Source organism: Serratia sp. MF1(2023) (assembly GCF_030954545.1).
In the GTDB taxonomy this organism is placed as follows: domain Bacteria; phylum Pseudomonadota; class Gammaproteobacteria; order Enterobacterales; family Enterobacteriaceae; genus Serratia; species Serratia sarumanii.
Map to the genome: position 1 here is coordinate 1 of NZ_JAVHUX010000038.1, position 26,059 is coordinate 26,059.

Here is a 26,059-nt window from a genome sequence, read left to right on the forward strand (position 1 = left end):
GGAATGAAACAGAATTTGCCTGGCGGCAATAGCGCGGTGGTCCCACCTGACCCCATGCCGAACTCAGAAGTGAAACGCCGTAGCGCCGATGGTAGTGTGGGGTCTCCCCATGCGAGAGTAGGACACTGCCAGGCATCAAACCAAGCCGAAAGCCCTGAACTGACGTTCAGGGCTTTTTGCTATGCGTAAAACGCAAAAAAGCGCAGCTACGCTGCGCCTTTCAACCACTCGACAATAAAGTCGGCGATGCTTTCCGGTTGATTGAGATCCAACTGCTTAGCCGCGATGGATAGCGGCCGGTCGCTGGCTACCGCCACGACAAACTGATCCAGCATGTCTTCCAGCGGTCTGCCGATCTCGGCCCTATAAAGCAGGATCTTGCTGACCGGCTCATGTTTGAACCCTTCCACCAGAATCAAATCGACCTTATCGGCGTCAAAACGCCCTGCCAGGTAGAGTAGATCCAAGGGTTGTTGCTCCGGCGTTTCGGTCATCAATGCCCAACGGCGATCGCTGGCGACCAGCGTTTGGTCGGCACCCGCTTTGCGCAGCTCATAGCTGTCTTTACCCGGCGTATCCACATCCATGTCGTGATGCGTATGCTTTATCAGCCCAACCCGCACCTGGCGCTGTTTCAGCATTGGGATCAATTGCTTGAGCAGGGTGGTTTTCCCCGTCCCGCTGTAGGCGCCGATGGCCAGCAAAGGGGGCAATGAACGATTCATGTTTTTAGCTCTCGTGCTTGCTGCCAGTGCAGGCAGTCTTCCGGCGTATTCAGGTTATGAAATGCCGTTTGCTGCCCGCTGAACACCACGCGTTGTGCGTTAATCTGATGCAAGAACAGCATCAGCTTGCGTTCACCGCGCGCCAGATAGTCGGCCAGCTGCGGCGCTATTTGGGTATGCAATAATGCCAGTGTAGGGTGATCTCGTTCACCATCGCTGGCAAAGGCTGCTGGCGCCGCGCCTTTTTGCCGCCATAGCTGCGCGACTAAGTCGGCGGGAAAGTCGGGGACGTCACAAGGGACGAAGACCACCCACTCGCTGGGAGATTGCTTGAGCCCGGCGAGCATCCCGGCCAACGGCCCGGCGAAATCGGGCGTCAGATCGCCAATCACCGGCAAACCGCTCGCCTGGTAACGTGCCTGATTGCGATTGGCGCTGATGGCGACGGAAGCCACTTGCGGCCGTAACCGAGCCAATACGTGTTGATAGAGTGCGATACCGGCAATCGACACCAGGCCTTTGTCTTCACCGCCCATACGCGTGGCCCGTCCGCCGGCCAAAATGACGCCGCTGATTTCTTTATGCATCTCGTTTATCCCGCCTTGTCGATGCGCTGATTGTAGCGCTAAAGCCGGCGCGACATCAGGATTTACCTTTATTGACAAGCCGGTTCTTTCACTGCGTGGGTAAGCCTGTTACTTTGTGAGTTTATTCATGCTATTGGACGATATTGAGATGAAAACGCATCGCGTAAACGAGTTGATCGAGCTGTTGCACCCGGCCTGGCAGGAAGATCCCGATCTCAATTTGATGCAGTTTTTGCAAAAGCTGGCGCAGGAAGCGGGCTTCCAGGGCGAGTTGTCCGAACTGAGCGACGACATTCTTATTTACCATCTGAAAATGCGCGGCAGCGCCGGCACGGATCAGATCCCGGGCCTGAAGAAAGATTACGAAGAAGATTTTAAAACGGCGCTGTTGCGCGCTCGCGGCGTTATCAAGGACTGATCCTCGCGCGGTGCGAGAAAGCATAGCTCGTGAAAGGCGCCATTAATGCTACTATTTCTCATTCCCGGCACCGTGCTGTCAGCGATCAAACGAACGTTATGAATAACTCTGCTTTTAATTTCGACACCCTGTCGCCCGATTTGATTATGGACGCCCTAGAAGGGGTTGGCCTGCGCGTCGATTCCGGCCTGACGGCGCTGAACAGCTATGAGAACCGCGTCTATCAGTTTATGGACGAAGATCGCCGGCGCTACGTAGTGAAGTTTTACCGCCCGGAGCGCTGGAGCGCCGCACAAATCGGTGAGGAACATCAGTTCGCTCTGGATCTGGCCAGCGCGGAAATTCCTGCGGTGGCGCCGCTGGCGCTGCAAGGCGCTACGCTGCATACGCACGGTGGATTCTTCTTTACCCTGTTTCCCAGCGTGGGCGGGCGCCAATATGAGATAGACAACCTGGATCAGTTGGAATGGGTGGGTCGTTTTCTGGGCCGTATCCATCAGGTCGGCGGCGAGCGTTTGTTCGCCGAACGGCCGACGATGGGGGTTGAAGAATATCTCACCGCCCCGCGTCAGGTGTTGGCCGATTGCGGGCTGTTGCCGGCAGCACAGCGTGACGCGTTCCTGCTGGCAACGGACAACCTGATTGTGGCGATCAAGGCGCACTGGCATCTGGACTGGCAGCCGCGCCGTTTGCACGGTGATTGCCATCCGGGCAATATTCTGTGGCGCGACGGCCCGCTGTTCGTCGATCTTGATGACGCGCGTAACGGCCCGGCGGTGCAGGATTTGTGGATGCTGCTGCACGGTGAGCGGCGCGATCAATTGATGCAGCTGGACGTCTTGCTGGAAGCGTACGGCGAATTTGCCGAGTTCGACCAACGCGAGCTGGCGTTGATTGAGCCGCTGCGGGCAATGCGCATGGTGTATTACCTGGCCTGGGTCGCCCGCCGTTGGCAGGATCCGGCCTTCCCTAAGAGTTTTCCGTGGATGGCGGAGTCTGATTTCTGGTTGTCTCAGACTGCGGCCTTCACCGAACAGGTTAAGCTGTTGCAGGAGCCCCCTCTGCAGCTGACGCCAATGTATTGAAGCTTTAACACAATGGAGAGTTTAGTCTTATGAAAAAAATATGGTTGGCGCTCGTTGGCATGGTGATGGCCTTCAGTGCCTCGGCGGCACAGTTCAGCGATGGCGCTCAGTACGTGACCCTGGACAAGCCGGTGACCGGTGAGCCTCAGGTGCTGGAGTTCTTCTCCTTCTACTGCCCGCACTGCTACCAGTTCGAGCAGGTCTATCACGTGTCCGAGAACGTGAAGAAGGCGCTGCCTGCCGGCACCAAAATGACCAAGTACCACGTTGAGTTCCTGGGGCCGCTGGGCAAACAGCTGACTCAGGCATGGGCGGTGGCGATGGCGCTGGGCGTGGAAGACAAGGTAAGCCCGTTGATGTTTGAAGCGGTGCAGAAAACCCAGACCGTGCAAACGCCGGACGATATCCGTAACGTCTTCGTGAAAGCGGGCGTGACCGCCGCAGATTATGACGCGGCATGGAACAGCTTCGTGGTGAAATCTCTGGTGGTTCAACAGGAGAAAGCCGCGGAAGATCTGCAACTGCGCGGTGTGCCGGCGGTATTCGTGAACGGCAAATACATGGTTAAAAACGATGGCCTGGACACCAGCTCGATGGACGCTTACGTGAAGCAGTTCGCCGACGTGGTTAAATTCCTCAGCCAGCAGAAATAAGCCAGATTCAACATGAAAAACGCCGGCGTTCGTTGCCGGCGTTTTTTTATCCGTATTGCCGCTTCAATTTATCCAGCAGCCGGTCTTTTTCCTGCCACAGCGTATTCAGCCACAGTTGGAAACGCCGCTTGAACTGCTTGTCGTTGAAATAGTCCCCGTGCAGGGTTTCATCGATCGGTAGCGTCTCTATTCTTACCACGATGCGCGTCAAACGACCGCACAGCATATCCAGAAAAGGCCGTTGGTTATTTTCCGGATAGAGCAGGGTGACGTTCAACACTTTGTCGAACTGATTGCCCAGCGCGCTAAGGGTAAACGCGATGCCGGCGGCTTTGGGCGCCAGCAAATTGCGATACGGCGAATTGCTTTTAATTTTCTTGGCTTCGGTGAAGCGCGAACCTTCGACGAAATTGACGATGGTGGTTGGACGTTGACGGAATTTTTCGCAGGAACGGCGCGTGGTTTCGATATCCTTGCCGCGCTTCTCCGGATGCTTGAGCAAATAGGCGCGGGAGTAACGCTTCATGAATGGCATATCCAGCGCCCAGCAGGCCAGGCCGACAAAAGGCACCCAGGCGAGCTGTTGCTTGAGGAAATACTTATTCATTGGAATATGATTTCTGAACAGCACGCACAACACGACAATGTCTGACCAGCTTTCGTGGTTGCTGATCAGCAGATACCAGTTTTTGCGATCCAGCCCTTCCAGCCCTTCAATATCCCAACGCAATTGCCCGTTAATGCGCAATAACAGCGCCAGCCCCTGACACCAACACCACATCATGAAATCGGCGAAAGCAGAGATATATCGCCAGACGGCGGGAATGGGCACCAGGAGTTTCACGATGCCGGCCAGCGTGATGGGGATAGAACACAACACCGTCACCAGAATGGTGAGTATGACGGAAATGATAAAAATAACAGGCGTTAACAATCTTGGCATGGTTATGGGCTGACGGTTGTTGGGAACATCGTTGCATGCCGAAGCGCATGAACAAAAGCCTATTTTAACAGAGAATGTCGGGGTAAAGCGCCGCTAAAAATCACTGTTTTTGGCCTCCCCGGATAACCATTTGCCGAGTTTTTGTGCAACTTGTCCAGCTTGTGCTAAGGTAATTGAGGCGCCGAATTTGATTAATAGTGCGATTAAAATCCGGCGAAAGTTATATCCACAAATTCAATAAAAGCCAGTAATAAAGCGTCGCCGGAATTCGTTCTTTTAACGCGGTGATTTAAATAGGAATTTTATTCGCCGTTATAACGATAATCACAACGTTATAATTCGGTCTCTTTTCTATGCACAAAGTTATCCACAGGTAAGATCTTGCGGATCCTCGCGCACAATCTCATCATTTTCGTCCGCAATGCACGCTAAGGTTCGTCTCCGGCGGCCAGCTATGGCATGCTTACCCCTATGTCCGATCACGATAAAGAAACGCTATGGCCCAGATTGCAGAAAACCCACTAATCCTGGTTGACGGTTCCTCCTACCTCTACCGCGCTTATCACGCCTTCCCGCCGCTGACCAACTCGGCGGGTGAGCCGACCGGCGCGATGTACGGCGTGCTGAATATGCTGCGCAGCCTGCTGCTGCAGTATCAACCGAGCCACGTTGCCGTGGTGTTTGATGCCAAAGGGAAGACCTTCCGCGATGATCTCTTCGCCGAATACAAATCGCACCGGCCACCGATGCCGGACGATCTGCGTGCGCAGATCGAGCCGCTGCATAACATGGTCAAGGCGATGGGCCTGCCGCTGCTGGTGACGCCCGGCGTTGAGGCGGACGACGTTATCGGTACGCTGGCGCTGGAGGCCGAAAAAGCTGGCCACGCGGTGCTGATCAGCACCGGCGACAAAGACATGGCGCAGCTGGTTACGCCGAACGTCACCCTGATCAACACCATGAACAACACCATCCTCGGCCCGCAGGAAGTGTGCGACAAGTACGGTATTCCGCCGGAGCTGATCATCGACTTCCTGGCGCTGATGGGCGATTCATCGGACAACATTCCCGGCGTGCCGGGCGTGGGTGAGAAAACCGCTCAGGCGTTGCTGCAGGGTATCGGCGGGCTGGATGCGCTGTACGGCAATCTGGAGAATATCGCCACGCTGAGCTTCCGCGGCGCCAAAACCATGGCGGCCAAGCTGGAGCAGAACAAAGAGGTCGCGTACCTCTCCTATAAGCTGGCGACGATCAAAACCGACGTTGAGCTGGATCTGACCTGCGCGGATCTGACGGTCTCTGCACCGGATGTCGATACGCTGCAGCAGCTGTTCAAACAGTACGAATTCAAACGCTGGCTGGCGGACGTGGAAGCCGGCGTATGGCTGGAAAACAAGAAAGGCGCGGGAGCGAAAGCTGTCGGCGGTGCCAAACCGGCCGCCGCCGCCGCGGAAGCGCCGAAGGCGCTGGCGGAGGCCAAGCTGTCCCAGGACGGTTATGTCACCATTCTGGATGAAGCGGCCTTTACCGACTGGCTGGCGCGGCTGAAAAAGGCCGATGTGTTTGCCTTCGATACCGAAACCGATGGTCTGGATACCCTGACCGCCAACCTGATCGGCCTGTCCTTCGCGATCGCGCCGGGCGAAGCGGCTTATTTGCCGGTGGCGCACGATTATCTGGACGCTCCGCCACAGCTGGACCGAGCCTACGTGCTGGAAGCGCTCAAGCCGCTGCTGGAGGACGATAAGGCGCTGAAGGTCGGGCAAAACCTGAAGTTCGACATGAGCCTGCTGGCGCGCTACGGCATTGAGATGCGCGGCATCGCCTACGACACCATGCTGGAGTCCTATGTGCTGGACAGCGTCGGCGGCCGTCACGATATGGACAGCCTGGCCGATCGTTATCTGAGCCATAAAACCATCACCTTCGAAGAGATCGCCGGCAAGGGCAAAAACCAGCTGACGTTCAATCAGATCGCGCTGGAGCAGGCGGCGCCTTACGCCGCCGAAGACGCCGATGTCACGCTGCAGTTGCACCTGGCGATGTGGCCGCAGTTGAAACAGAGCGCAGAGCTGCTGACGGTGTTCAACGAGATTGAAATGCCGCTGCTGCCGGTGCTGTCGCATATCGAACGCACCGGGGTGCTGATCGATCCGGCCATTTTGTCGGCCCACTCCCAGGAGCTGGCCAAGCGTCTGGCTGAGCTGGAGGCGCAGGCCCACGAGCTGGCGGAAGAGCCGTTCAACCTGGCGTCGACCAAGCAGCTGCAGGCTATCTTGTACGAGAAACAAAAGTTGCCGGTGCTGAAGAAAACTCCGGGCGGTGCGCCGTCCACCAACGAAGAAGTGCTGGCCGAGCTGGCGCTGGATTACCCGCTGCCGAAGGTGATCCTGGAATACCGCGGCCTGGCGAAGCTGAAGACCACCTATACCGACAAGCTGCCGCTGATGATCAACCCGGTCAGCGGCCGGGTACACACCTCGTACCATCAGGCGGTGACTGCGACCGGCCGTCTCTCCTCGAGCGATCCGAACCTGCAGAACATCCCGGTGCGCAACGAAGAAGGGCGGCGCATCCGCCAGGCTTTCATCGCGCCGGAAGGCTACCGCATCGTCGCGGCCGACTACTCGCAGATCGAGCTGCGCATCATGGCGCATCTGTCACAGGATGAAGGGCTGCTGAAGGCCTTCGCCGAAGGGAAAGACATTCACCGCGCCACGGCGTCGGAAGTCTTCGGTGTGCCGTTGGATAAAGTGACCGGCGAACAGCGCCGCAGCGCCAAGGCGATTAACTTTGGCCTGATTTACGGCATGAGCGCCTTCGGCCTGGCGCGCCAGTTGGGGATCCCGCGTGGGGAAGCCCAGCGCTATATGGATCTGTACTTCGAGCGTTACCCGGGCGTGCTGGACTACATGGAGCGCACCCGTCAACAGGCTTCCGAACAGGGCTATGTCAGCACGCTGGACGGGCGCCGCCTGTACCTGCCGGACGTCCGCTCCAGCAACGCCATGCGCCGCAAGGCGGCCGAGCGCGCCGCCATCAACGCCCCGATGCAGGGCACCGCGGCCGATATCATCAAGCGTGCGATGATCGAGGTCGACGCCTGGCTGCAAGGGCAGGAGAAGCCGTTGGTGCGCGCGATCATGCAGGTGCACGATGAATTGGTATTTGAGGTGCATGAGTCGGTGATCGAAGAAGCCAGCCAACGCATCCGTCAATTGATGGAAGGCAGCATGACTCTGGCGGTGCCGCTGAAGGTCGACGTGGGCGTCGGCATGAACTGGGATGAGGCGCACTGATTACCGGGTTATCGCCGGATGCGCTAACTGGCGATAACCTAAGCACTTTTCGTAATTAAGCTACAAGATGCGGCGATAGTTTCCCCAACTTCGCCGTTCTTGCGCCGCAAATTGTGTAAGTAAACTACAAAAAATTCTTTTGCCCTGCGAAAAAATAAGGTAGAGTTACAGGCGTAGGGTACAGAGGTAAGATGTTCTATCTTTCAGACCTTTTACTTCACGTAATCGGATTTGGCTGAATATTTAGCCGCCCCAGTCAGTATTGACTGGGGCGTTTTTTATTGTAAAAACAGCAGCAAACCATACGTTTTTCCTATCGCTCCGCACCGCTTTTCGTTCCTGCTTTCCTCCTTTCGACTCGCGTAATCCGGCGAGATAAGCCAGCCCTGGCGATAAGTTTTTATGATGGCTTTATTTCAGAACTGTAATTAGATAACAAAAAATCCCGCCTGCGGCTGAACTGCGGGTATAAAAAAGCCGATGCGGCGAGGCATCGGCTCTGGCGTTCGGCCTGGGCTTATTCGCCGGCTTCGTCTTCCGGCAGCACTTCCGGTGGGATCTCGTTAAACCAGGTGTCCAGCTTCTGGCGCAGCTTGTCGACGCCGATCTTCTTCAGCGACGAGAAGGCTTCAACCTGGATATCCCCCATAAACGGCAGCACCGCTTCACGCACCATATTGAGCTGCGCCTTGCGTGCGCCGGAGGCCAGCTTGTCGGCCTTGGTCAGCAGCACCAGCACCGGCGTGCCGACGTCGACCGCCCACTGGATCATCTGCTGGTCGAGATCTTTCAGCGGATGGCGAATATCCATCAGCACCACCAGGCCTTTCAGGCTGTTGCGCATCTGCAGGTATTCGCCCAGCGCGCGCTGCCATTTGCGCTTCATCTCTTCCGGCACTTCGGCGTAGCCGTAACCCGGCAGGTCGACCAGGCGGATGCCGTCTTCCACTTCAAACAGGTTGATCAGCTGGGTGCGCCCCGGCGTCTTACTGGTGCGCGCCAGGCTTTTTTGGTTGGTCAGCGTATTCAGCGCGCTGGATTTCCCTGCGTTGGAACGGCCGGCAAAGGCGACTTCAATTCCTGCATCCCCCGGCAGATGGCGAATATCGGGTGCGCTGGTGACGAAATGGGTCACATGATAGTTGTAGTTCTTGCTGGTCAAAATTTTTCGTCTCCGTGAGGATGGCTAACTGGTTGGCGATTATAACTGCATCAGCGGTAAAAATGGCGTGTTTCTCGGTTTTTAAGCGGTGGGACGCGATAAAACGACAGTTATGCCGCGCGTACGTTGTGAGACATTTGCCATTCGAATCGCGGGTAATGTCGCTTTATTCGAAAGTGATGTTTCTGTTTTTATTTTAAAAACAATATGTTGTTTTTTCGTTGTAGGGAAATGTCGTCCAAATCGGCGTCAGGTGCCTTGAGCCTTGGCAACAATAACGTAAAGTAGTCGTTAACGCAGGGTTGCGCAGGATTAAGGAACATCCGGGAAGGATGACAAATCTCAGGGAATGCACAGGGCGTGCAATGAGTGCCAGGATGAACGCAACAGGAAGTGACCCTTTCGCACCGGAACAGGCGGCAGGCACATCGGATGGTGAAGTATTGGCAGTTTGGATGCTGGCAGGAAGCGCGCTCGGGAAGAGCGGATGCGAATGGATTGCGCCATGGACGATTTTTCTTTCAGGATGAAGGACGTAGTGGCAGGGAATGCGGTTATAGCAGAAGGAAAAACCGGGATGTTGCATGTGCGCAAGGAGCGCGTAACAGGAATACCCTTCGCAAGAAGGTGCGAAATAGGCGGCAGGTTTAACCTGCCGCCTTTTTTCTTTGTCCGCTTTCTGCTAGATTCCGCCGCAATTCTATACTGAATCTACATACCTAAGAGCACACGCTATGAACCAGCCATCAAAAGCACCTCGCGGCAGCGCGGCGAAGTCAAAAACGAAAAAGAAAAGCCGTATGGAGCTCGATCAGGAAGCGCGCGAGCGCAAACGCCTGAAAAAGCGCCGCGGCCACGCTTCCGGTTCGCGCACCCAGGTCGAGTCCGGCAGCCAGAAGAACAAATCGGCGGCGGAAGCCAAAGATCCGCGTATCGGCAGTAAAGTGCCGGTAGCGCTGGTGGTCGACGAAACCAAAGTAAAGGCCAAACCGCAGCCGAAGCCAAAGGCCGAAGCGAAACCGCGCCTGTCGCCGGAAGAAGAGCTGGCGAAGCTGGAAAATGACGAACGCCTGAACGCGCTGCTGGATCGCATCGACGATGGCGAAACGCTGAACGCGGAAGAGCAGACCTATGTCGACAAAACGTTGGATCGCATCGATGTGCTGATGGACGTGTTGGGCATCGAACTGGGTGAAGACGACGACGAAGAAGAAGAGAAGCAGGAAGATATTCTGAAGCTGCTGAAAGGCGGCAACCCGAAAGACGCTTTTTAACGCGCTATGTGGCTAATCTCGGCAATAGCCCTACTCTTGATGTGTTATCTGCTGTGGTTATTCGGTAAACTATGGCGGCTGTCTAAGCGCAAAGCGCGTTTTCGCAGCGCTTCCGTGGCCAGACAGCGCAGACAACCGCCTCTCTCCAGGCCCGGTAGAAAAAGATATCGGAAGGAGTGAGCATGTCAGAGCAGACGATTGTCTGGGATTTGGCCCTGATCCAAAAATATAACTACTCAGGGCCACGTTATACTTCATACCCCACGGCGCTGGAGTTTAACCAGCGCTACGACGAAGCGGCGTTTCAACGCGCCGCTGCGCGTTACCCTGAGCGGCCGCTGTCGCTGTATGTGCATATCCCTTTCTGTCATAAGCTGTGTTACTTCTGCGGCTGCAACAAGCTGGTGACGCGCCAGACCCACAAGGCCGACGAGTACCTGAACGTTTTGGCGCAAGAGATCGCCAGCCGTGCGCCGCTGTTCGCCGGCCGCAAGGTCGGCCAGATGCACTGGGGCGGCGGTACGCCGACCTACCTGGATAAAGCGCAAATCAGCCGGTTGGTGGCGTTGCTGCGCGAACACTTTGATTTCCTGCCCGATGCGGAGATGTCGATCGAGGTCGATCCGCGCGAGATAGCGCTGGATGTGCTCGATCATTTACGCGCCGAAGGCTTTAACCGTCTGAGCATGGGGGTGCAGGATTTCAACAAGCAGGTGCAGCAGTTGGTCAACCGCGAGCAGGACGAAGCCTTTATCTTCGCCCTGATTGAGCGGGCCAAAGCGCTGGGCTTCCGCTCTACCAATATCGATCTGATCTATGGTCTGCCGAAACAGACGCCGGAAAGCTTCGCTTTCACGCTGCAGCGGGTGGCTGAACTGAATCCCGATCGCCTCAGCGTGTTCAACTACGCGCATATGCCAAACTTGTTCGCCGCCCAGCGCAAAATCAAAGACGCCGATCTGCCCAGCGCCCAGCAGAAGCTGGATATCCTGCAACAGAGCATCGCTTTCCTGACCGGCGCCGGCTATCAGTTCATCGGCATGGATCACTTTGCGCGCCCGGACGACGAGCTGGCAATCGCCCAACGCGAAGGCAAGCTGCACCGCAATTTCCAGGGCTATACTACCCAGGGCGACAGCGATCTGCTGGGGCTGGGCGTGTCGGCCATCAGCATGCTCGGCGACAGCTATGCGCAGAACCAGAAAGAGCTGAAGCATTACTATGACAGCGTACCAGCGCAGGGCAATGCCCTGTGGCGCGGGCTGGCGCTGACGGACGACGATTGCCTGCGGCGCGATCTGATCAAAACCCTGATCTGCAATTTCCGGTTGGCGTATCAGCCGCTCGAACGGCAATACGGCATCGATTTCACCGCCTACTTCGCCGAAGACCTGCAGCTGCTGGCGCCGTTTGAACGCGATGGGCTGGTGGAGCGCGACGAGCAGGGCATTCGCGTCACGCCGCGCGGGCGCTTGCTGATCCGCAATATCTGCATGTGTTTCGACCGCTATCTGCGGCAACAGGCGCGCAGCCAGCAATTCTCACGGGTGATCTGAGGATGAAAAAACAGCCGCTGATGCGGCTGTTTTTTTAACTGAAGAAGTTAATCAGCGCGGCGCACAATACCGCGGCAACCGCCGCCTGCGGGGTGTGGCTGGCGGCGGAGCCCAGCTCCGCGCCCTGAGAAATGAATACGATGAATGAGTCCAGCATCGTCAACCTCCAGAGTGTGCGACACGATCATACTGCGCCCGCACCGGCTGTAAAGCCTGCGGTTGGCGTTTTTTTGTGCGCCGGACGGCGTTTTTCATCATCCATCCCCGTCTATTCCATGCCCAGCTCTTTGAGCTTGCGGGTCAGGGTATTGCGCCCCCAGCCCAGCAGGCGCGCGGCTTCCTGTTTGTGCCCCTGGGTATGGCGCAGCGCGGTGGTGAGCAGCGTGCGCTCCATTTCCGGCTGCGCTTCCGACAGCAGGTTTTGATGACCGGAACGCAGCGCGCGATCGGCCCACTGCGCCAGCAGCGTGGCCCAGCTGTCCGGCAGACTGTGGCTGGGGCTTTCCGGCGCGGCGGTTTCGAACAGCTCACCCGGCAGATCCTGGATCAGCACTTCCTGCCCGGCGGCCATCACCGTCAGCCAGCGGCAGGTGTTCTCCAGCTGGCGCACGTTGCCCGGCCAGGGCAGGCGGGTCAGCGCGGTTTCGGTTTCCGGGTGCAGGTTCTTGGCCTCGACGCCTAACTCTTTGGCGGCGATCTGCAGGAAGTGGCGCGCCAGCCGCGGGATGTCTTCACGGCGCTCGCGCAGCGGCGGCAGGTGTACGCGAATCACGTTCAGGCGGTGGAACAGATCCTCGCGGAACTTGCCTTCCTGCACCCGCAGCTCCAGATTCTGGTGCGTGGCGGCGATGATGCGCACGTCGACCTTCACCGGCGCATAGCCGCCGACCCGGTAGAACTGGCCGTCCGCCAGCACCCGCAGCAGGCGCGTTTGCACGTCGAGCGGCATATCGCCGATCTCGTCGAGGAACAGCGTGCCGCCGTCGGCCTGTTCAAAACGGCCCTGACGAATTTGGTTCGCGCCGGTGAAGGCGCCTTTCTCGTGGCCGAACAGCTCGGACTCGATCAGATCCTTGGGGATGGCGGCCATGTTCAGGGCGATGAACGGCGACTTGGCGCGCGGGCTGTGGCGGTGCAGCGCATGCGCCACCAGCTCCTTGCCGGTGCCGGATTCACCGTTGATCAACACGCTGATCGACGAACGCGACAGCCGGCCGATGATGCGAAACACGTCCTGCATCGCCGGCGCCTCGCCGATGATGTCCGCCGCCGGATCGCTGGCCGGCTGGCTGCGCACCGGCTGCTGCTGCTCCTGATAATGACTGATGGCGCGCTCGACCAGCGCCACCGCTTCATCGATATCGAACGGCTTCGGCAGGTAGTCGAAGGCCCCTTGCTGATAGGCGCTGACGGCGGCGTCCAAATCCGAATGCGCGGTCATGATGATCACCGGCAGCATCGGGTGGCGCTGTTTGATCTGCTTGAGCAGCGCCAGGCCGTCTATGCCCGGCATGCGGATATCGGACAGCAGCACGTCGGGGGTTTGCGTGGCCAAGGCTTCCAGCACGTCATTGCCGCCTTCGAAGGTGGCGCAGCTCAGGCCCGCGCCGGTGAGCGCGCGCTCAAGCACCCAGCGGATGGAGCTATCGTCATCGACGATCCAGACTATCCCTCGTTGCATAGCAAACCTCACTGACGAATGGGCAGGTAGACCGAGAATTCGGTATGACCTGGCCAACTGTTGAATTCAATTTTTCCGCAATGCTGATCGATAAGATTGCGGGCGATGGATAATCCCAGGCCGGTGCCGCCCTCGCGGCCGCTGACCATCGGGTAGAACAGCGTGTCCTGCAGCTGCGCCGGCACGCCGGGGCCGTCGTCTTCGACGTCGATGCGCGCCGCCAGCCGGTAGCGGGTGCCGTGCAGCGTAATCTGAAACGCGGTGCGGGTGCGCAGCGTGATGGTGCCGCCCGCTTCGCCCAGCGCCTGCAGCGCGTTGCGGGTAATGTTCAGTAGCACCTGTTCTATCTGATCCGGGTCGTGGGCCATTTCCGGCAGGCTCGGATCGTAATCGCGCACCAGCGTGACGTTATCCGGCATTTCCAGCGACACCAGCTGGCAGACGCGCTCCGCGACCTGATGGATGCTCTGGGTGATGTGCTGGCCGGGCCGCTGCGGGCCGAGCAGGCGATCCACCAGATTGCGCAGCCGATCGGCCTGTTCGATGATCACCTTGGTGTATTCGGTCAGCGCCGGATCGGGCAGCGCTTTGGCCAGCAGCTGTGCCGCGCCGCGCAGACCGCCCAGCGGATTTTTAATCTCGTGCGCCAAACCGCGCACCAGATCGCGGGCCGCCACCTGTTGGGCATGCTGCAGCTGTTCCTGGCTCAGGCGGCGCTGATTGTCCATCGGCGCCAGCTCGACCAGAATATAGCCTTCCGGCAGCGCCTGAGCGGTCAGGGAAAGGATATGCGCACGGCCGTCGACCACCAGGGTCACTTCGTTGTCGGTGAAGCCCTGACCGGCGCGCAGGCTTTCACGCATCAAAGAGACGTTCAGCGAAAAATAACCGAGCAAATCGGGCAGCGGCGTGCCGAACAGCTTGCGGGAGCTTTGCGCCAGCAGCTGCTGTGCCGCAGGGTTGGCGTAGTGAACCGCCAGAGAGTCATCCAACAGCAGGATGCTGTTGATGAGTGAATTGAGGATCTGCCCAGCATCGGGCAGCTTGCCAGTTGCCATACAGCAGACTCCTGCACCTTTTTAGTGCATCTATCCTACTCCATCCGGGATCGGCGCGGTATGGAATAGTTTTGCAGAAAATACGGTGGAGAAAAAAACCCATCCGAAGATGGGCTGAAAGTTTCCACGGCAACAAAAAAGCGATAACAAAAATGTGGGCGCCGTCCGCCTGCGCAGACGGCGCGGGTAGGGCTTAGACGCTGTAGTACAGTTCGAACTCAACCGGGTGTGGCGTCATGCGAATGCGGTCCATCTCTTCTTTGCGCAGTTCGATGTAGGCATCGATCGCATCGTCGGTGAACACGCCGCCGCGGGTCAGGAACTCGCGGTCTTCGTTCAGTGCGGCCATCGCCTCGTCCAGCGAGCCGGCCACTTTTGGGATCTCGGCTTCTTCTTCCGGCGGCAGGTCGTACAGGTTTTTGTCCATGGCGTCGCCAGGGTGGATCTTGTTGATGATGCCGTCCAGGCCGGCCATCAGCAGCGCGGCGAAGCACAGGTATGGGTTAGCCGCCGGATCCGGGAAGCGGGCTTCGATGCGGCGCGCTTTCGGGCTGGCGACCACCGGGATGCGGATGGACGCGGAGCGGTTACGGGCGGAGTAAGCCAGCATCACCGGCGCTTCGTAACCCGGCACCAAACGTTTGTACGAGTTGGTGGTCGGGTTGGCCAGGGCGTTGATCGCCTTGGCGTGCTTGATGATGCCGCCGATGTAGAACAGCGCGGTTTCAGACAGGCCGCCGTATTTGTCGCCGGCGAACAGGTTGGTGCCGTTCTTGGACAGCGACATGTGGCAGTGCATGCCGGAACCGTTGTCGCCGAACATAGGCTTCGGCATGAAGGTCGCGGTTTTGCCGAAAGCGTGCGCCACGTTGTGCACCACGTATTTGTAGATCTGAATTTCGTCGGCTTTCTTGGTCATGGTGTTGAAGCGGGTTGCCACTTCGTTCTGACCGGCGGTCGCCACTTCGTGGTGGTGCGCTTCAACCACCAGGCCCATCTCTTCCATGGTCAAGCACATGGTGGAACGCAGATCCTGCGAAGAGTCGACCGGTGGAACCGGGAAGTAACCGCCTTTCACCGCCGGACGGTGGCCTTTGTTGCCGCCGTCGTATTTTGTACCGGAGTTCCAGGCGCCTTCGATGTCGTCGATGGCCACGTGGGAACCGCGGATGCTGCTGCCGAAGCGGATGTCGTCGAACAGGAAGAACTCAGGCTCTGGCCCGAACAGCACGGTATCCGCGATGCCGGAGGAGCGCAGGAAGTCTTCGGCGCGTTTGGAGATGGAGCGCGGGTCGCGATCGTAGCCTTGCATGGTGCCCGGCTCGAGAATGTCGCAGCGAATAATCAGGGTAGGTTCTTCGAAGAACGGATCCAGAACCGCCGTGCTGGCGTCCGGCATCAGCACCATGTCAGATTCGTTGATGCCCTTCCAACCACCGATAGAGGAGCCGTCAAACATTTTGCCTTCTTCGAAGAAGTCGGCGTTTACCTGGTGAGCCGGGATAGTCACGTGCTGTTCCTTACCCTTGGTGTCAGTGAAACGCAGGTCTACGAATTTCACTTCATGCTCATTCAGCATCGTCAAAACGTGTTCAGCGGACATACTTAACTCTCCCGGTTTATCATTGTCGTCGTCGTGGAACGAATCTGTGGAACTGGCTTTTTTTCGCCTTGAAAAGACTAAAGCGAAAAGCGTGCCAACTTTTTAAAAAGGCGTTCATCGCCTTTCTGCGCGGGTTTTACCCAGCCACAGTATGCACCATCAACGATAAATTGCACTGTTATGGTGCAATAACGGTGGGTGTGAGCACTGAAATGGTGCAAAAGTGCAGCGATTGCGGCTTTTTGCACCGTGAAAGGGATCACAAACTGACCGGTACGCGGTTGTTTATAAGAGATGGTTGTGATCTTGTTTAGTCCCTCGCTTAATACGTGTACAATAGCGCGCTATTTCTAATGCCCGAGGCAAAGCTGTGATCGAAAATTTGCGTAACATCGCCATTATTGCCCACGTTGACCATGGTAAAACCACCCTGGTTGATAAGCTGCTGCAACAATCCGGTACTTTCGGAGAGCGTGCGGAAGCCACCGAACGCGTAATGGACTCCAACGATTTGGAGAAAGAGCGTGGGATTACCATCCTCGCAAAAAACACCGCCATTAATTGGAACGGTTACCGTATCAACATCGTAGATACCCCGGGACACGCCGACTTCGGCGGCGAGGTAGAGCGCGTGATGTCGATGGTTGACTCGGTGCTGCTGGTTGTGGATGCAATGGATGGCCCTATGCCGCAAACCCGCTTCGTGACCAAGAAGGCCTTCGCCAACGGTCTGAAGCCGATCGTGGTCATCAATAAGGTTGACCGTCCTGGCGCGCGCCCTGACTGGGTTGTGGATCAGGTGTTCGACCTGTTCGTGAACCTCGACGCGACCGACGAGCAGCTCGACTTCCCGATCATCTACGCTTCTGCGCTGAACGGCATCGCCGGCGTCGACCACACCGACATGGCGGAAGACATGACCCCGCTGTATCAGGCGATCGTCGACCACGTGTCTGCGCCGCAGGTTGAGCTGGAAGCGCCATTCCAGATGCAGATCTCCCAGTTGGACTACAACAACTACCTGGGCGTTATCGGCATCGGCCGCATCAAGCGCGGTAAAGTGAAGCCGAACCAGCAGGTCACCATCATCGACAGCGAAGGTAAAACTCGCAACGGTAAAGTGGGCAAAGTGCTGGGCCACCTGGGTCTGGAGCGTATCGACAGCACCCTGGCGGAAGCGGGCGACATCATCGCCATCACCGGCCTGGGCGAGCTGAACATCTCCGACACCATCTGCGACACCAACGCCGTAGAAGCGCTGCCGGCGCTGTCCGTCGACGAACCGACCGTCACCATGTTCTTCAACGTCAACACCTCGCCGTTCTGCGGTAAAGAAGGCAAGTACGTGACGTCGCGTCAGATCCTTGACCGTCTGAACAAAGAGCTGGTGCACAACGTAGCGCTGCGCGTTGAAGAAACCGACGATGCGGACGCCTTCCGCGTTTCCGGCCGTGGCGAGCTGCACCTGTCGGTGCTGATCGAAAACATGCGTCGCGAAGGTTTCGAGCTGGCGGTTTCCCGTCCGAAAGTTATCTTCCGCGAAATCGATGGCCGCAAGCAGGAGCCATTCGAGAACGTGACGCTGGATATCGAAGAGCAGCATCAGGGTTCCGTGATGCAGGCGATGGGCGAGCGTAAAGCCGACCTGAAAAACATGGATCCGGACGGTAAGGGCCGCGTGCGTCTCGACTACGTGATCCCAAGCCGCGGTCTGATCGGCTTCCGTAACGAATTCATGACCATGACTTCGGGCACCGGTCTGCTGTACTCCACCTTCAGCCACTACGACGACGTGCGTCCGGGCGAAGTGGGCCAGCGTCAGAACGGCGTGCTGATCTCCAACGGCCAGGGCAAAGCGGTCGCGTTCGCGCTGTTCGGCCTGCAGGATCGCGGCAAGCTGTTCCTGGGCCACGGTGCGGAAGTGTATGAAGGCCAGATCATCGGTATTCACTCGCGTTCCAACGACCTGACCGTAAACTGCCTGACCGGTAAGAAGCTGACCAACATGCGTGCTTCCGGTACTGACGAAGCGACTACCCTGGTTCCGGCCATCAAAATGACCCTGGAGCAAGCTCTGGAGTTCATCGATGACGACGAACTGGTAGAAGTGACGCCAACCTCGATCCGTATCCGTAAGCGTCACCTGACGGAAAACGATCGTAAGCGTGCCAGCCGCGGTCCTAAAGACGCTTAATCGCTGATTGAGTGCCTCATGCTTAGGGCGCGGTTCTCGCGCCCTGAGTTTTTTCCTCTGTTGTTCCCCGTTTGTGCGGCGCGCTATGCGCTTTTCCGTTCGCTCCCTGTTCAGCTGTTCCTTTTCCCGCTACAGTGAAATCTCACCGGCCCATCAGGAGAGGACTATGCTGTATATCTTTGATTTAGGTAATGTGATCGTCGATATCGATTTCAAGCGTGTGCTGGGCGTGTGGAGCAATTTGAGCGGCACGCCGTTGGCGGTGCTGTCCGATCGTTTCACTATGGGTGAGGTGTTCCAGCAGCATGAGCGCGGTGAAATCAGCGACGAAGACTTCGCCGGCAAGCTGTGCGATGAAATGGGCATCGCGCTCAGCTTCGAGCAATTCGCCACCGGCTGGCAGGCGGTATTCGTCGCGCTGCGCCCGGAAGTGATCGACATCATGCAGCGCCTGCGCAACGAGGGCCACCGGGTGGTGGTGCTGTCGAACACCAACCGTCTGCACTGCAACTACTGGCCGCAGCACTATCCTGAAGTGGCCGCCGCCGCCGATCATCTCTATCTGTCGCAAGATCTCGGCATGCGCAAGCCGGAGGCCGAGATCTACCAGCATGTGCTGGCCGCGGAAAACACCGCCGCCGCCGACGCGGTGTTCTTCGACGATCACCCGGCGAACGTCCTCGCCGCGCAGGCGCTGGGGATCAAGACGGTGCACGTCACCGATCGCGACGTGGTGCCGGCCTATTTTGCTCAATGAGCGTAGGGCGCGTTAAGCTTAAGGCGTATCAACGGACATCAAGGAGTGACCATGTCGTTTTTCCGCCGCAAGAAGCTGCCCTCTGCGATTAAGCCCGGCGTCACCTTCGGACGGCTGCTGTACCAGCGTATCGATCACGATGGCCTGACGATGTTGGCGGGCCATCTCGCCTATGTTTCCCTGCTGTCGCTGGTGCCGCTGGTCACCGTGGTGTTCGCGCTGTTCGCCGCTTTCCCGATGTTTTCCGACATCAGCGAACAGCTGAAGAGCTTCATCTTTTCCAATTTCGTGCCGGCCGCCGGCAACGTCATACAGAACTACCTGGAACAGTTCGTCGCCAACTCCAACAAGATGACCGCCGTCGGCACCTGCGGGCTGATCGTCACCGCGCTGCTGTTGATCTCCTCGGTGGACAGCGTGCTGAACACCATCTGGCGCAGCAAGAACAAGCGGCCGATCGTCTTCTCCTTCGCCGTGTACTGGATGGTGCTGACGCTGGGGCCGCTGCTGGTGGGTGCCAGCATGGCCATCAGCTCCTACCTGCTGTCGCTCAACTGGCTGGCGCAGACCGGCGTCAACGGCCTGGTGGATCAGGTGCTGCGCATCTTCCCGCTGATTTTGTCGTGCGCTTCCTTCTGGCTGCTGTATTGCATCGTGCCGACGGTGCGGGTGCCGCCCAAAGACGCGCTGATTGGCGCAGTGGTGGCCGGGTTGCTGTTCGAGCTGGGCAAGAAGGGATTCGCGCTGTACGTCACCATGTTCCCCTCCTATCAGCTGATTTACGGCGTGCTGGCGGTGATCCCGATTTTATTCCTGTGGGTCTACTGGAGCTGGTGTATCGTGTTACTCGGCGCGGAAATCACCGTGACCATCGGCGAATACCGCGACTACCGCCGGCAGAAGGCGGAGCAACAGGAACAGAAACCAGAAGGGCAGCAGGAATGATTGCGTTGATTCAACGGGTGTTAAACGCCAGCGTCACGGTGGGTGGCGAGACGGTAGGCAAGATTGGCCCCGGTTTGTTAGTGTTATTGGGCGTGGAGCAGGGCGATAACGAGCAAAAAGCGCAGCGCCTGTGCGAACGCGTGTTGGGATACCGCATTTTCGGCGACGAGAACGACAAGATGAATCTCAACGTCCAGCAGGCCGGGGGCAGCGTGCTGGTCGTTTCGCAGTTCACCCTGGCGGCGGACACCCAAAAGGGCATGCGGCCCAGCTTCTCGCGCGGCGCCGCACCTTTGGTCGCCGATCGGTTGTATCAATATTTTGTTGGCCAGTGCCGCGAACGCGGCGTAGAGACCCAGACCGGCGAATTCGCCGCCGACATGCAGGTGGCGCTGGTCAACGATGGTCCGGTGACATTCTGGCTACAGGTCTAAGCATTCGGAGAACAGGCGTCTATGTATCACCTACGAGTACCCGTAACAGAGCAAGAACTGAAGGAGTATTACCAGTTTCGCTGGGAAATGCTGCGCAAGCCGCTGCACCAGCCGGTGGGTTCGGAAAAGGATGCCTATGACGCCATGGCCCACCACCAAATGGTGGTGGACGAGGCCGGTAAAATCGTCGCCATCGGGCGGCTGTACATCAATGCCGACAACGAGGCGGCGATCCGTTTTCTGGCGGTAGACCCGACGCTGCAGGATAAAGGGCTGGGGACGCTGGTGGCGATGACGCTGGAGTCCGTTGCGCGGCAGGAGGGCGTGAAGCGGGTGGTGTGCAGCGCCCGTGAAGACGCGGTGGACTTCTTCGCCAAGCTGGGGTTCGTCAATCAGGGGGAGATCACTGCGCCGCAGACCACCCCGATCCGCCACTTTTTGATGATCAAACCAGTAGCGACGCTGGACGATATCCTGCATCGCCCCGACTGGTGCGGCCAACTGCAGCAGGCCTGGTATGAACACATCCCGCTGAGCGAAAAGATGGGCGTGCGCATCAGCCAATACACCGGCCAGCGCTTCGTCACCACCATGCCGGAGACCGGCAACCAGAATCCGCACCACACGCTGTTCGCCGGCAGCCTGTTCTCGCTGGCGACGCTGACCGCCTGGGGGCTGATTTGGCTGCTGCTGCGCGAGCGCCACCTCGGCGGCACCATCATTCTGGCGGACGCGCACATTCGCTACAGCAAACCGATTACCGGCAGGCCGCGAGCGGTGGCGGATCTCGGCTCGCTGAGCGGCGACTTGGCGCGTCTGGCGCGCGGCCGCCGCGCGCGCGTGCACGCCGAAGTGCATCTGTTCGGCGACGAGGATAAAGGTGCGGTGTTCGAAGGCACCTACATGGTGCTGCCGGCCGAGCCGGATGTGCCGCTGGATCAGGGCGGCTCTGAGGCGCTGGAAGAGTAAGACGGCGGCCTGCCTGAGGGCGGGCCGCGCAGGGCATTACGGCAGTTGCTGGTTCACCGCTTGGCCGTCGCCGGCGGTGGCCTGCAGATTTCCCTTCAACGAGGCTTTGAACGGCCCGTCGCTGTTCAGCAGCCCTTTCAACTGCAGCTCAAGGTTGCCGTCGCCCGTCAGCGGCACCGGCTGCCATCCCCATTGCTGCAAGGTGTTGATCGGTACCGAACGGCCGTGCAGCGTCAGCTGGAAAGGCTTGCCCGGCAGCTGATCGACGGTCGCTTTGGCCTCAAGCAACCCATTAGGCATAAAGGCGCTGAGCTCGGTGACGTTAATCTGATTGGCGTCGGCGTTCAGCGCCAGCGAAGGGCGCCGCACGTCTATCTTGTTGAAGGTTGCCTCGCTGCCGTTCAGGTTGAGCGATCCGGACCATATGCCCCACTGGCGATCGCGCGCCAGCAGCAGGTTGCTGCCGTAGCCGTCCAGCGCGGTGATCTGGAACGGGAATGCCGGGTTGATATCGATGATCAGATTGCGGTTGGTGGTCAGCTTGGTGACGTACACCTCCGCCAGCCAGTCCGGCAGCGGTTTCAGCCACAGTTCGCGCCAGTCGCTCGGCAGGGTGTACTCCAGCGCCGCCATGGCCACTTCATCCAGCTGCAGGCGTTTGCCGGCGCGCAGCCAGTTGCCGGAGGTGCGCAGCAGCCCGCCTTCCCAGCGGGTGGTGAACTGTTGAATGGCGATGCCGGCGGAGGAGAGCCGCAGGGTGGCGATCGGATCGATCAGGTGGAAGCCGCCGTTGATCACGTCGCTGGCGTTGACGTTGAGCGAGCCGTCTTCGCTGCGCCAGTCGCCTTTTTCGACGCTGACGTTTTGCAGCGACAGATCGAGATCGTTAAACGCCCATGCCTTGCCTTCCAGGCGCGCGTCGATCAGATCGAAACGCTTGAGGGTGACCGGCGGCAGGGTGGTAAAGCGCTGCATGAATTCCGCCAGCGTCAGCGGGGTCTGCATGCGCACGCCGCTCAGCCGCAGGCGATCCACCTGCCAACTGCCGTCGGCGGCGCGGCTGGCCACGCCGGTCAGGTCGCCCTGCGCCAGATCGGCGCCGAAGTTGTTCAACAGCAGCTGGCCCTGCTTCTGCTCCCCCTGCACCAACACCTTCGAGGCGGGGATGCCGTTCAGCGTCATCGAACCGGCGCTGAACTGGAACTGGTTGTTGTCCCCCAGCAGATGGCCGGCCAGCGGGCGCCACGGCGTGATGCCGGCAGTGACCTGCTGCGCGTTGAGCTGCCACTCGTTATCGTTGGACTGCAACGCCATGTTGCTCAGCTGCAGCACGTCGGCCTGTACAGGCAGCGCCGCTGCCTGCGGCTGCACGATCAGCGTGCCGTCGCGCAGCGTGACGCTGTGAAAATAGCGCGGCTCGGTGATTTGGCGCAGGCTGAGGCCTAGATCGACGCGTTTGGCGACCAGCGCCTGCGGCTGGCCGTTGCGCGCCAGTTGCACGTCTTCCAGCTCAATCTGGTTCGGCTGGCTCCACGAATGGGTGATTTTTCCTATCGACAGGCGGTATTCGCTGTTGTCGCTGATCCAGGCGCTCAGGCGGCCTGCCGCCCAGCGGGTTTGCCCGACCAGGTACAGTATCACTGCCGCCAGCACGATCAGCAGCAGCAACGTCAGCAACAGCTTTCCGACAAATTTCATCGTCTACATCCGCATCGGTCAAAAAAGATACCCTGTTTATGCCGCAATTGGCCGGGCATCTCAAGGGCAATGGTCTGATAGACAATAAAAAACGGCCGCAAGCGGCCGTTTGAACGCCAATGGACGGGTTACTTCTTCTCGTGTTCCTGCGGGAACACCAGGTTCAGCACGATAGCGGTAATACCGCCGGCGGCGATGCCGGAAGAGAGCAGGGTTTTCAGCCAGTCCGGCGCGAACTGCAGGATCAGCGGCTGCTGGGAGACGCCCATGCCGACGGCCAGCGACAGCGCCATAATCATGATGGCGCGGCGATTCAGACGCTCGCGCGACACGATGCGCACGCCGGAGGCGGCGATGGTGCCGAACATCACGATGGTCGCGCCGCCCAGGACCGGTTCGGGAATGTGCTGTACGAAGCCGGCCACCGCCGGGAACAGCCCCAGCGCGATCAGCATCAGCGCCACCACGAAGCCGACGTAGCGGCTGGCGACGCCGGTCAGTTGGATCACGCCATTGTTCTGGCCGAAGCAGGAGTTGGGGAAGGTGTTGAACACCGCCGACAGCATCGAGTTCAGGCCGTTGGCCAGCACGCCACCCTTCAGGCGCTTCATGTACAGCGGCCCGCTGACCGGCTGTTCGGAGACGTCGGAGGTGGCGGTGATGTCGCCGATGGTCTCGAGCGAGGTGACCATAAAGATCAGCATCAGCGGCAGCAGCAGGTTCCAGTCGAAGCCCAGGCCGTAATAGAGTGGCGTGGGGATAGTGATTGCCGCCGTGGGGGCCGCCGGTGCATCGGCGGGCAGCATGTCCATCGCCCAGGCCAACAGATAGCCGACCGCCATGGCGATCACCAGCGAAGCCACGCGCAGGTAAGGGTTGCGCTGGCGGTTCAGCAGGATGATTACCGCCAGCACCGCGCCGGCCAGCAGCAGGTTTTTCGGCGAGCCGAAGCTATGATCGTTCATCGCGGCGTAGCCGCCGCCGATCGAGGTCAGGCCGACCTGAATCAGCGACAGGCCGATGATCATCACCACGATGCCGGAAACCAGCGGGGTGATGATGCGGCGCGCCAGATGCAGCACGCGCGACAGCAGAATTTCGGTGCAGGAGGCGACCATCAGGGTACCGAACAGCGCGGCCATCATGGTCGGCACGTCGGCGCCGCCGTTTTTCAGCGCCAGGCCGCCCATGATCAGCGGCGAAACGAAGTTGAAGCTGGTGCCCTGAATCGACAGCAGCCCGGAACCCACCGGCCCCCAGGTTTTGATTTGCAGAATGGAAGCCAGACCGGAGGCGAACAGCGACATGCTGATGATGTGCTGGGTATCCTGTGCCGGCAGGCCCAGCGCCTGGCAGATCAGCAGGGCCGGGGTGATCACCGCGACGAACATCGCCAGCAGATGCTGGCCGGCGGCAAACAGCGTTTGCGGCAGCGGCGGGCGATCTTCCAGGCGATAAATCAGTTCACTGGCGCGGGGTTCTGAGGCGGCTTGGCGCGCGGCATCAAGCTCGGAGGATGACATGCTCATGGTGTGGCGTTTCCAGATACGGCAAAGCAGGCATTTTAATGCTCCGCCCCACAAAAGCAAACGGTTGCGCGTAAATATTATGTTGCCGACTTTCCTGTTTATGTCGCATTTTCATTCATTTTTTCTTGTCATCTCAGCGTTTTTTACTTCTAATCCTGCACTCATCAAGTTTAAAAACTCAGTGGTTTTCTATAACTTATTATTTTTATTTGGATCTTTTTCCTTACATGGAGTACCTGGATGTTTCATCTTGATACTTATGGCACGTTAGTCGCGGCGACGCTGGTTTTGCTCCTCGGGGGCAAGTGCGTCAGAACCATTCCTCTGCTGCGAAAATATACCATTCCCGCTCCCGTCGCCGGCGGTTTGCTGGTGGCCCTCCTGCTGTTAGCCCTGAAAAAGCTCGTCAACTGGGAAATCAGTTTTGACATGTCGCTGAAGGATCCGCTGATGCTGGCCTTCTTCGCCACCATCGGCCTGAACGCCAACCTGGCGCGTTTGCGCGCCGGCGGCAAGGTGCTGGTGGTGTTCCTGTTCGTGGTGCTGGGGCTGCTTATCGTGCAGAACGCCATCGGCATCGGCATGGCGAAAATGCTGGGGTTGGATCCGCTGATGGGCCTGATCGCCGGGTCGATCACCCTGTCGGGCGGCCACGGCACCGGGGCGGCCTGGAGCAAGCTATTCATCGAGCGCTACGGCTTCGAGAACGCCACGGAAGTCGCCATGGCCTGCGCCACCTTCGGCCTGGTGCTGGGCGGCCTGATCGGCGGCCCGGTGGCGCGCTATCTGGTCAAGCACTCCTCCACGCCGGAAGGCACCCCGGATGACAGCGTGCAGCCGAGCGGCTTCGAGAAGCCGGAAAGCGGCCGTCTGATCACCTCGCTGGTGATGATCGAAACCATCGCCATGATCGCCATCTGTCTGAGTCTGGGGCAGCTGATTGCCGGCCTGCTGAGCGGCACGGTGTTTGAACTGCCGAACTTCGTTTGCGTGCTGTTCGTCGGGGTGATCCTCAGCAACACGCTGGCCTTCACCGGTTTCTATACCGTGTTCGAGCGGGCGGTGTCGGTGCTGGGCAACGTCAGCCTGTCGCTGTTCCTGGCGATGGCGTTGATGAGCCTGCGCCTGTGGGAGCTGGCCTCGCTGGCGCTGCCGATGCTGGCGATCCTGGCGGTGCAGACGCTGGTCATGGCGCTGTACGCGATCTTCGTCACCTATCGGGTGATGGGTAAAAACTACGACGCGGCGGTGCTGGCTGCCGGCCACTGCGGCTTCGGCATGGGCGCCACGCCGACGGCGATCGCCAACATGCAGGCGATCACCGATCGTTTCGGCCCGTCGCACGTGGCGTTTTTGGTGGTGCCGATGGTGGGGGCGTTCTTTATCGATATCGCCAATGCCATCGTCATCAAGCTGTATCTGCTGCTGCCGGTGTTCCCGGCGGTGGGGTGATATCGCGGGTCATCGCGAAAAGGGCGCCTGCGGCGCC

General features: G+C 58.9%; 23 protein-coding genes and 1 rRNA gene. 14 read left to right on the forward strand and 10 right to left on the reverse strand.

What is annotated here, in order from left to right; all coding sequences use genetic code 11:
- Positions 1-18: 18 nt before the first annotated feature.
- Positions 19-134 (forward strand): 5S ribosomal RNA (rrf, locus tag REA38_RS17745).
- Between the two features lie 72 nt (positions 135-206).
- On the opposite strand, the gene mobB is transcribed toward rrf, so the two are convergent.
- A complete protein-coding gene (gene mobB, locus REA38_RS17750; protein WP_308886354.1) occupies positions 207-725 on the reverse strand; it encodes a molybdopterin-guanine dinucleotide biosynthesis protein MobB in 519 nt (172 codons plus the stop codon).
- Complete coding sequence (mobA, locus tag REA38_RS17755) at positions 722-1,312, reverse strand: molybdenum cofactor guanylyltransferase MobA (RefSeq protein WP_308886355.1); 591 nt, start codon at positions 1,310-1,312, stop codon at positions 722-724. Before mobA ends, mobB begins: the two co-directional genes overlap by 4 nt.
- A gap of 148 nt (positions 1,313-1,460) precedes the next feature.
- On the opposite strand from mobA, the gene REA38_RS17760 reads away from it, so the two are divergent.
- The 3 genes from REA38_RS17760 (at position 1,461) to dsbA (ending at position 3,468) form a co-directional block, all read left to right on the forward strand.
- Positions 1,461-1,730 carry a YihD family protein gene (locus tag REA38_RS17760; protein WP_033638631.1) on the forward strand — a complete coding sequence of 90 codons (270 nt, stop codon included), beginning with the start codon at positions 1,461-1,463 and terminating at the stop codon, positions 1,728-1,730.
- A 98-nt stretch (positions 1,731-1,828) separates the two neighbouring features.
- A complete protein-coding gene (locus REA38_RS17765; RefSeq protein ID WP_060427002.1) occupies positions 1,829-2,815 on the forward strand; it encodes a serine/threonine protein kinase in 987 nt (328 codons plus the stop codon).
- Between the two features lie 29 nt (positions 2,816-2,844).
- Positions 2,845-3,468: a thiol:disulfide interchange protein DsbA gene (gene dsbA / locus REA38_RS17770; protein ID WP_004931264.1), complete on the forward strand. Its 624-nt coding sequence runs from the start codon at positions 2,845-2,847 to the stop codon at positions 3,466-3,468.
- A gap of 46 nt (positions 3,469-3,514) precedes the next feature.
- Here dsbA and REA38_RS17775 read toward each other — a convergent pair whose 3' ends face one another.
- Positions 3,515-4,411, reverse strand: a complete 897-nt coding sequence (locus REA38_RS17775) for an acyltransferase (RefSeq protein ID WP_033636498.1) — start codon at positions 4,409-4,411, stop codon at positions 3,515-3,517.
- Between the two features lie 497 nt (positions 4,412-4,908).
- On the opposite strand from REA38_RS17775, the gene polA reads away from it, so the two are divergent.
- The gene (polA, locus tag REA38_RS17780) at positions 4,909-7,710 is read left to right on the forward strand and encodes a DNA polymerase I (protein ID WP_308886356.1); all 2,802 of its coding nucleotides are present in this window, start codon (positions 4,909-4,911) and stop codon (positions 7,708-7,710) included.
- A gap of 517 nt (positions 7,711-8,227) precedes the next feature.
- Here polA and yihA read toward each other — a convergent pair.
- Positions 8,228-8,872, reverse strand: a complete 645-nt coding sequence (gene yihA, locus REA38_RS17785) for a ribosome biogenesis GTP-binding protein YihA/YsxC (RefSeq protein ID WP_019452177.1) — start codon at positions 8,870-8,872, stop codon at positions 8,228-8,230.
- A gap of 505 nt (positions 8,873-9,377) precedes the next feature.
- On the opposite strand from yihA, the gene REA38_RS17790 reads away from it, so the two are divergent.
- From REA38_RS17790 to hemN, 3 genes are all read left to right on the forward strand, one after another.
- On the forward strand, positions 9,378-9,581 hold the full coding sequence (locus REA38_RS17790; RefSeq protein WP_223182053.1) for a hypothetical protein: 204 nt from the start codon (positions 9,378-9,380) through the stop codon (positions 9,579-9,581).
- 25 nt (positions 9,582-9,606) lie between these two features.
- Entirely contained in the window at positions 9,607-10,146 is a 540-nt protein-coding gene (gene yihI, locus REA38_RS17795; RefSeq protein WP_071883854.1) for a Der GTPase-activating protein YihI, read from the forward strand.
- 182 nt (positions 10,147-10,328) lie between these two features.
- Positions 10,329-11,702: an oxygen-independent coproporphyrinogen III oxidase gene (gene hemN, locus REA38_RS17800; RefSeq protein WP_308886357.1), complete on the forward strand. Its 1,374-nt coding sequence runs from the start codon at positions 10,329-10,331 to the stop codon at positions 11,700-11,702.
- A gap of 34 nt (positions 11,703-11,736) precedes the next feature.
- Here the strand turns inward: hemN and REA38_RS17805 are convergent, their stop codons facing one another.
- The 4 genes from REA38_RS17805 to glnA all read right to left on the reverse strand — a co-directional run bounded on the left by REA38_RS17805 (position 11,737) and on the right by glnA (position 16,044).
- Positions 11,737-11,859 (reverse strand): YshB family small membrane protein, encoded by a 123-nt coding sequence (locus REA38_RS17805; protein WP_015379453.1) that lies wholly within the window; start codon positions 11,857-11,859, stop codon positions 11,737-11,739.
- A gap of 111 nt (positions 11,860-11,970) precedes the next feature.
- Complete coding sequence (gene glnG / locus REA38_RS17810; RefSeq protein ID WP_015379452.1) at positions 11,971-13,383, reverse strand: nitrogen regulation protein NR(I); 1,413 nt, start codon at positions 13,381-13,383, stop codon at positions 11,971-11,973.
- 8 nt (positions 13,384-13,391) lie between these two features.
- The gene (gene glnL, locus REA38_RS17815; protein ID WP_004931246.1) at positions 13,392-14,441 is read right to left on the reverse strand and encodes a nitrogen regulation protein NR(II); all 1,050 of its coding nucleotides are present in this window, start codon (positions 14,439-14,441) and stop codon (positions 13,392-13,394) included.
- Positions 14,442-14,634: 193 nt separating this feature from the next.
- Positions 14,635-16,044: a glutamate--ammonia ligase gene (gene glnA, locus REA38_RS17820; RefSeq protein ID WP_004931244.1), complete on the reverse strand. Its 1,410-nt coding sequence runs from the start codon at positions 16,042-16,044 to the stop codon at positions 14,635-14,637.
- 370 nt (positions 16,045-16,414) lie between these two features.
- Here glnA and typA point away from each other — a divergent pair, with 370 nt between their 5' ends.
- The 5 genes from typA to fabY all read left to right on the forward strand — a co-directional run bounded on the left by typA (position 16,415) and on the right by fabY (position 21,343).
- Entirely contained in the window at positions 16,415-18,238 is a 1,824-nt protein-coding gene (gene typA, locus REA38_RS17825; protein ID WP_004931243.1) for a ribosome-dependent GTPase TypA, read from the forward strand.
- Between the two features lie 166 nt (positions 18,239-18,404).
- A complete protein-coding gene (yihX, locus tag REA38_RS17830) occupies positions 18,405-18,995 on the forward strand; it encodes a glucose-1-phosphatase (protein ID WP_033636494.1) in 591 nt (196 codons plus the stop codon).
- A 51-nt stretch (positions 18,996-19,046) separates the two neighbouring features.
- Positions 19,047-19,940 carry a virulence factor BrkB family protein gene (locus tag REA38_RS17835; RefSeq protein WP_060388464.1) on the forward strand — a complete coding sequence of 298 codons (894 nt, stop codon included), beginning with the start codon at positions 19,047-19,049 and terminating at the stop codon, positions 19,938-19,940.
- The gene (dtd, locus tag REA38_RS17840; RefSeq protein WP_016929644.1) at positions 19,937-20,374 is read left to right on the forward strand and encodes a D-aminoacyl-tRNA deacylase; all 438 of its coding nucleotides are present in this window, start codon (positions 19,937-19,939) and stop codon (positions 20,372-20,374) included. The genes REA38_RS17835 and dtd overlap by 4 nt, the downstream gene beginning before the upstream one ends.
- A gap of 21 nt (positions 20,375-20,395) precedes the next feature.
- Complete coding sequence (fabY, locus tag REA38_RS17845; protein WP_033636491.1) at positions 20,396-21,343, forward strand: fatty acid biosynthesis protein FabY; 948 nt, start codon at positions 20,396-20,398, stop codon at positions 21,341-21,343.
- 36 nt (positions 21,344-21,379) lie between these two features.
- Here fabY and REA38_RS17850 read toward each other — a convergent pair whose 3' ends face one another.
- Positions 21,380-23,041: an AsmA family protein gene (locus REA38_RS17850; protein ID WP_308886358.1), complete on the reverse strand. Its 1,662-nt coding sequence runs from the start codon at positions 23,039-23,041 to the stop codon at positions 21,380-21,382.
- Between the two features lie 128 nt (positions 23,042-23,169).
- Positions 23,170-24,570: an NCS2 family protein gene (locus REA38_RS17855; RefSeq protein WP_019452186.1), complete on the reverse strand. Its 1,401-nt coding sequence runs from the start codon at positions 24,568-24,570 to the stop codon at positions 23,170-23,172.
- 240 nt (positions 24,571-24,810) lie between these two features.
- Between REA38_RS17855 and gltS the strand changes: the two genes are divergently transcribed.
- A complete protein-coding gene (gene gltS / locus REA38_RS17860; protein WP_033649747.1) occupies positions 24,811-26,022 on the forward strand; it encodes a sodium/glutamate symporter in 1,212 nt (403 codons plus the stop codon).
- Positions 26,023-26,059: the final 37 nt, after the last annotated feature.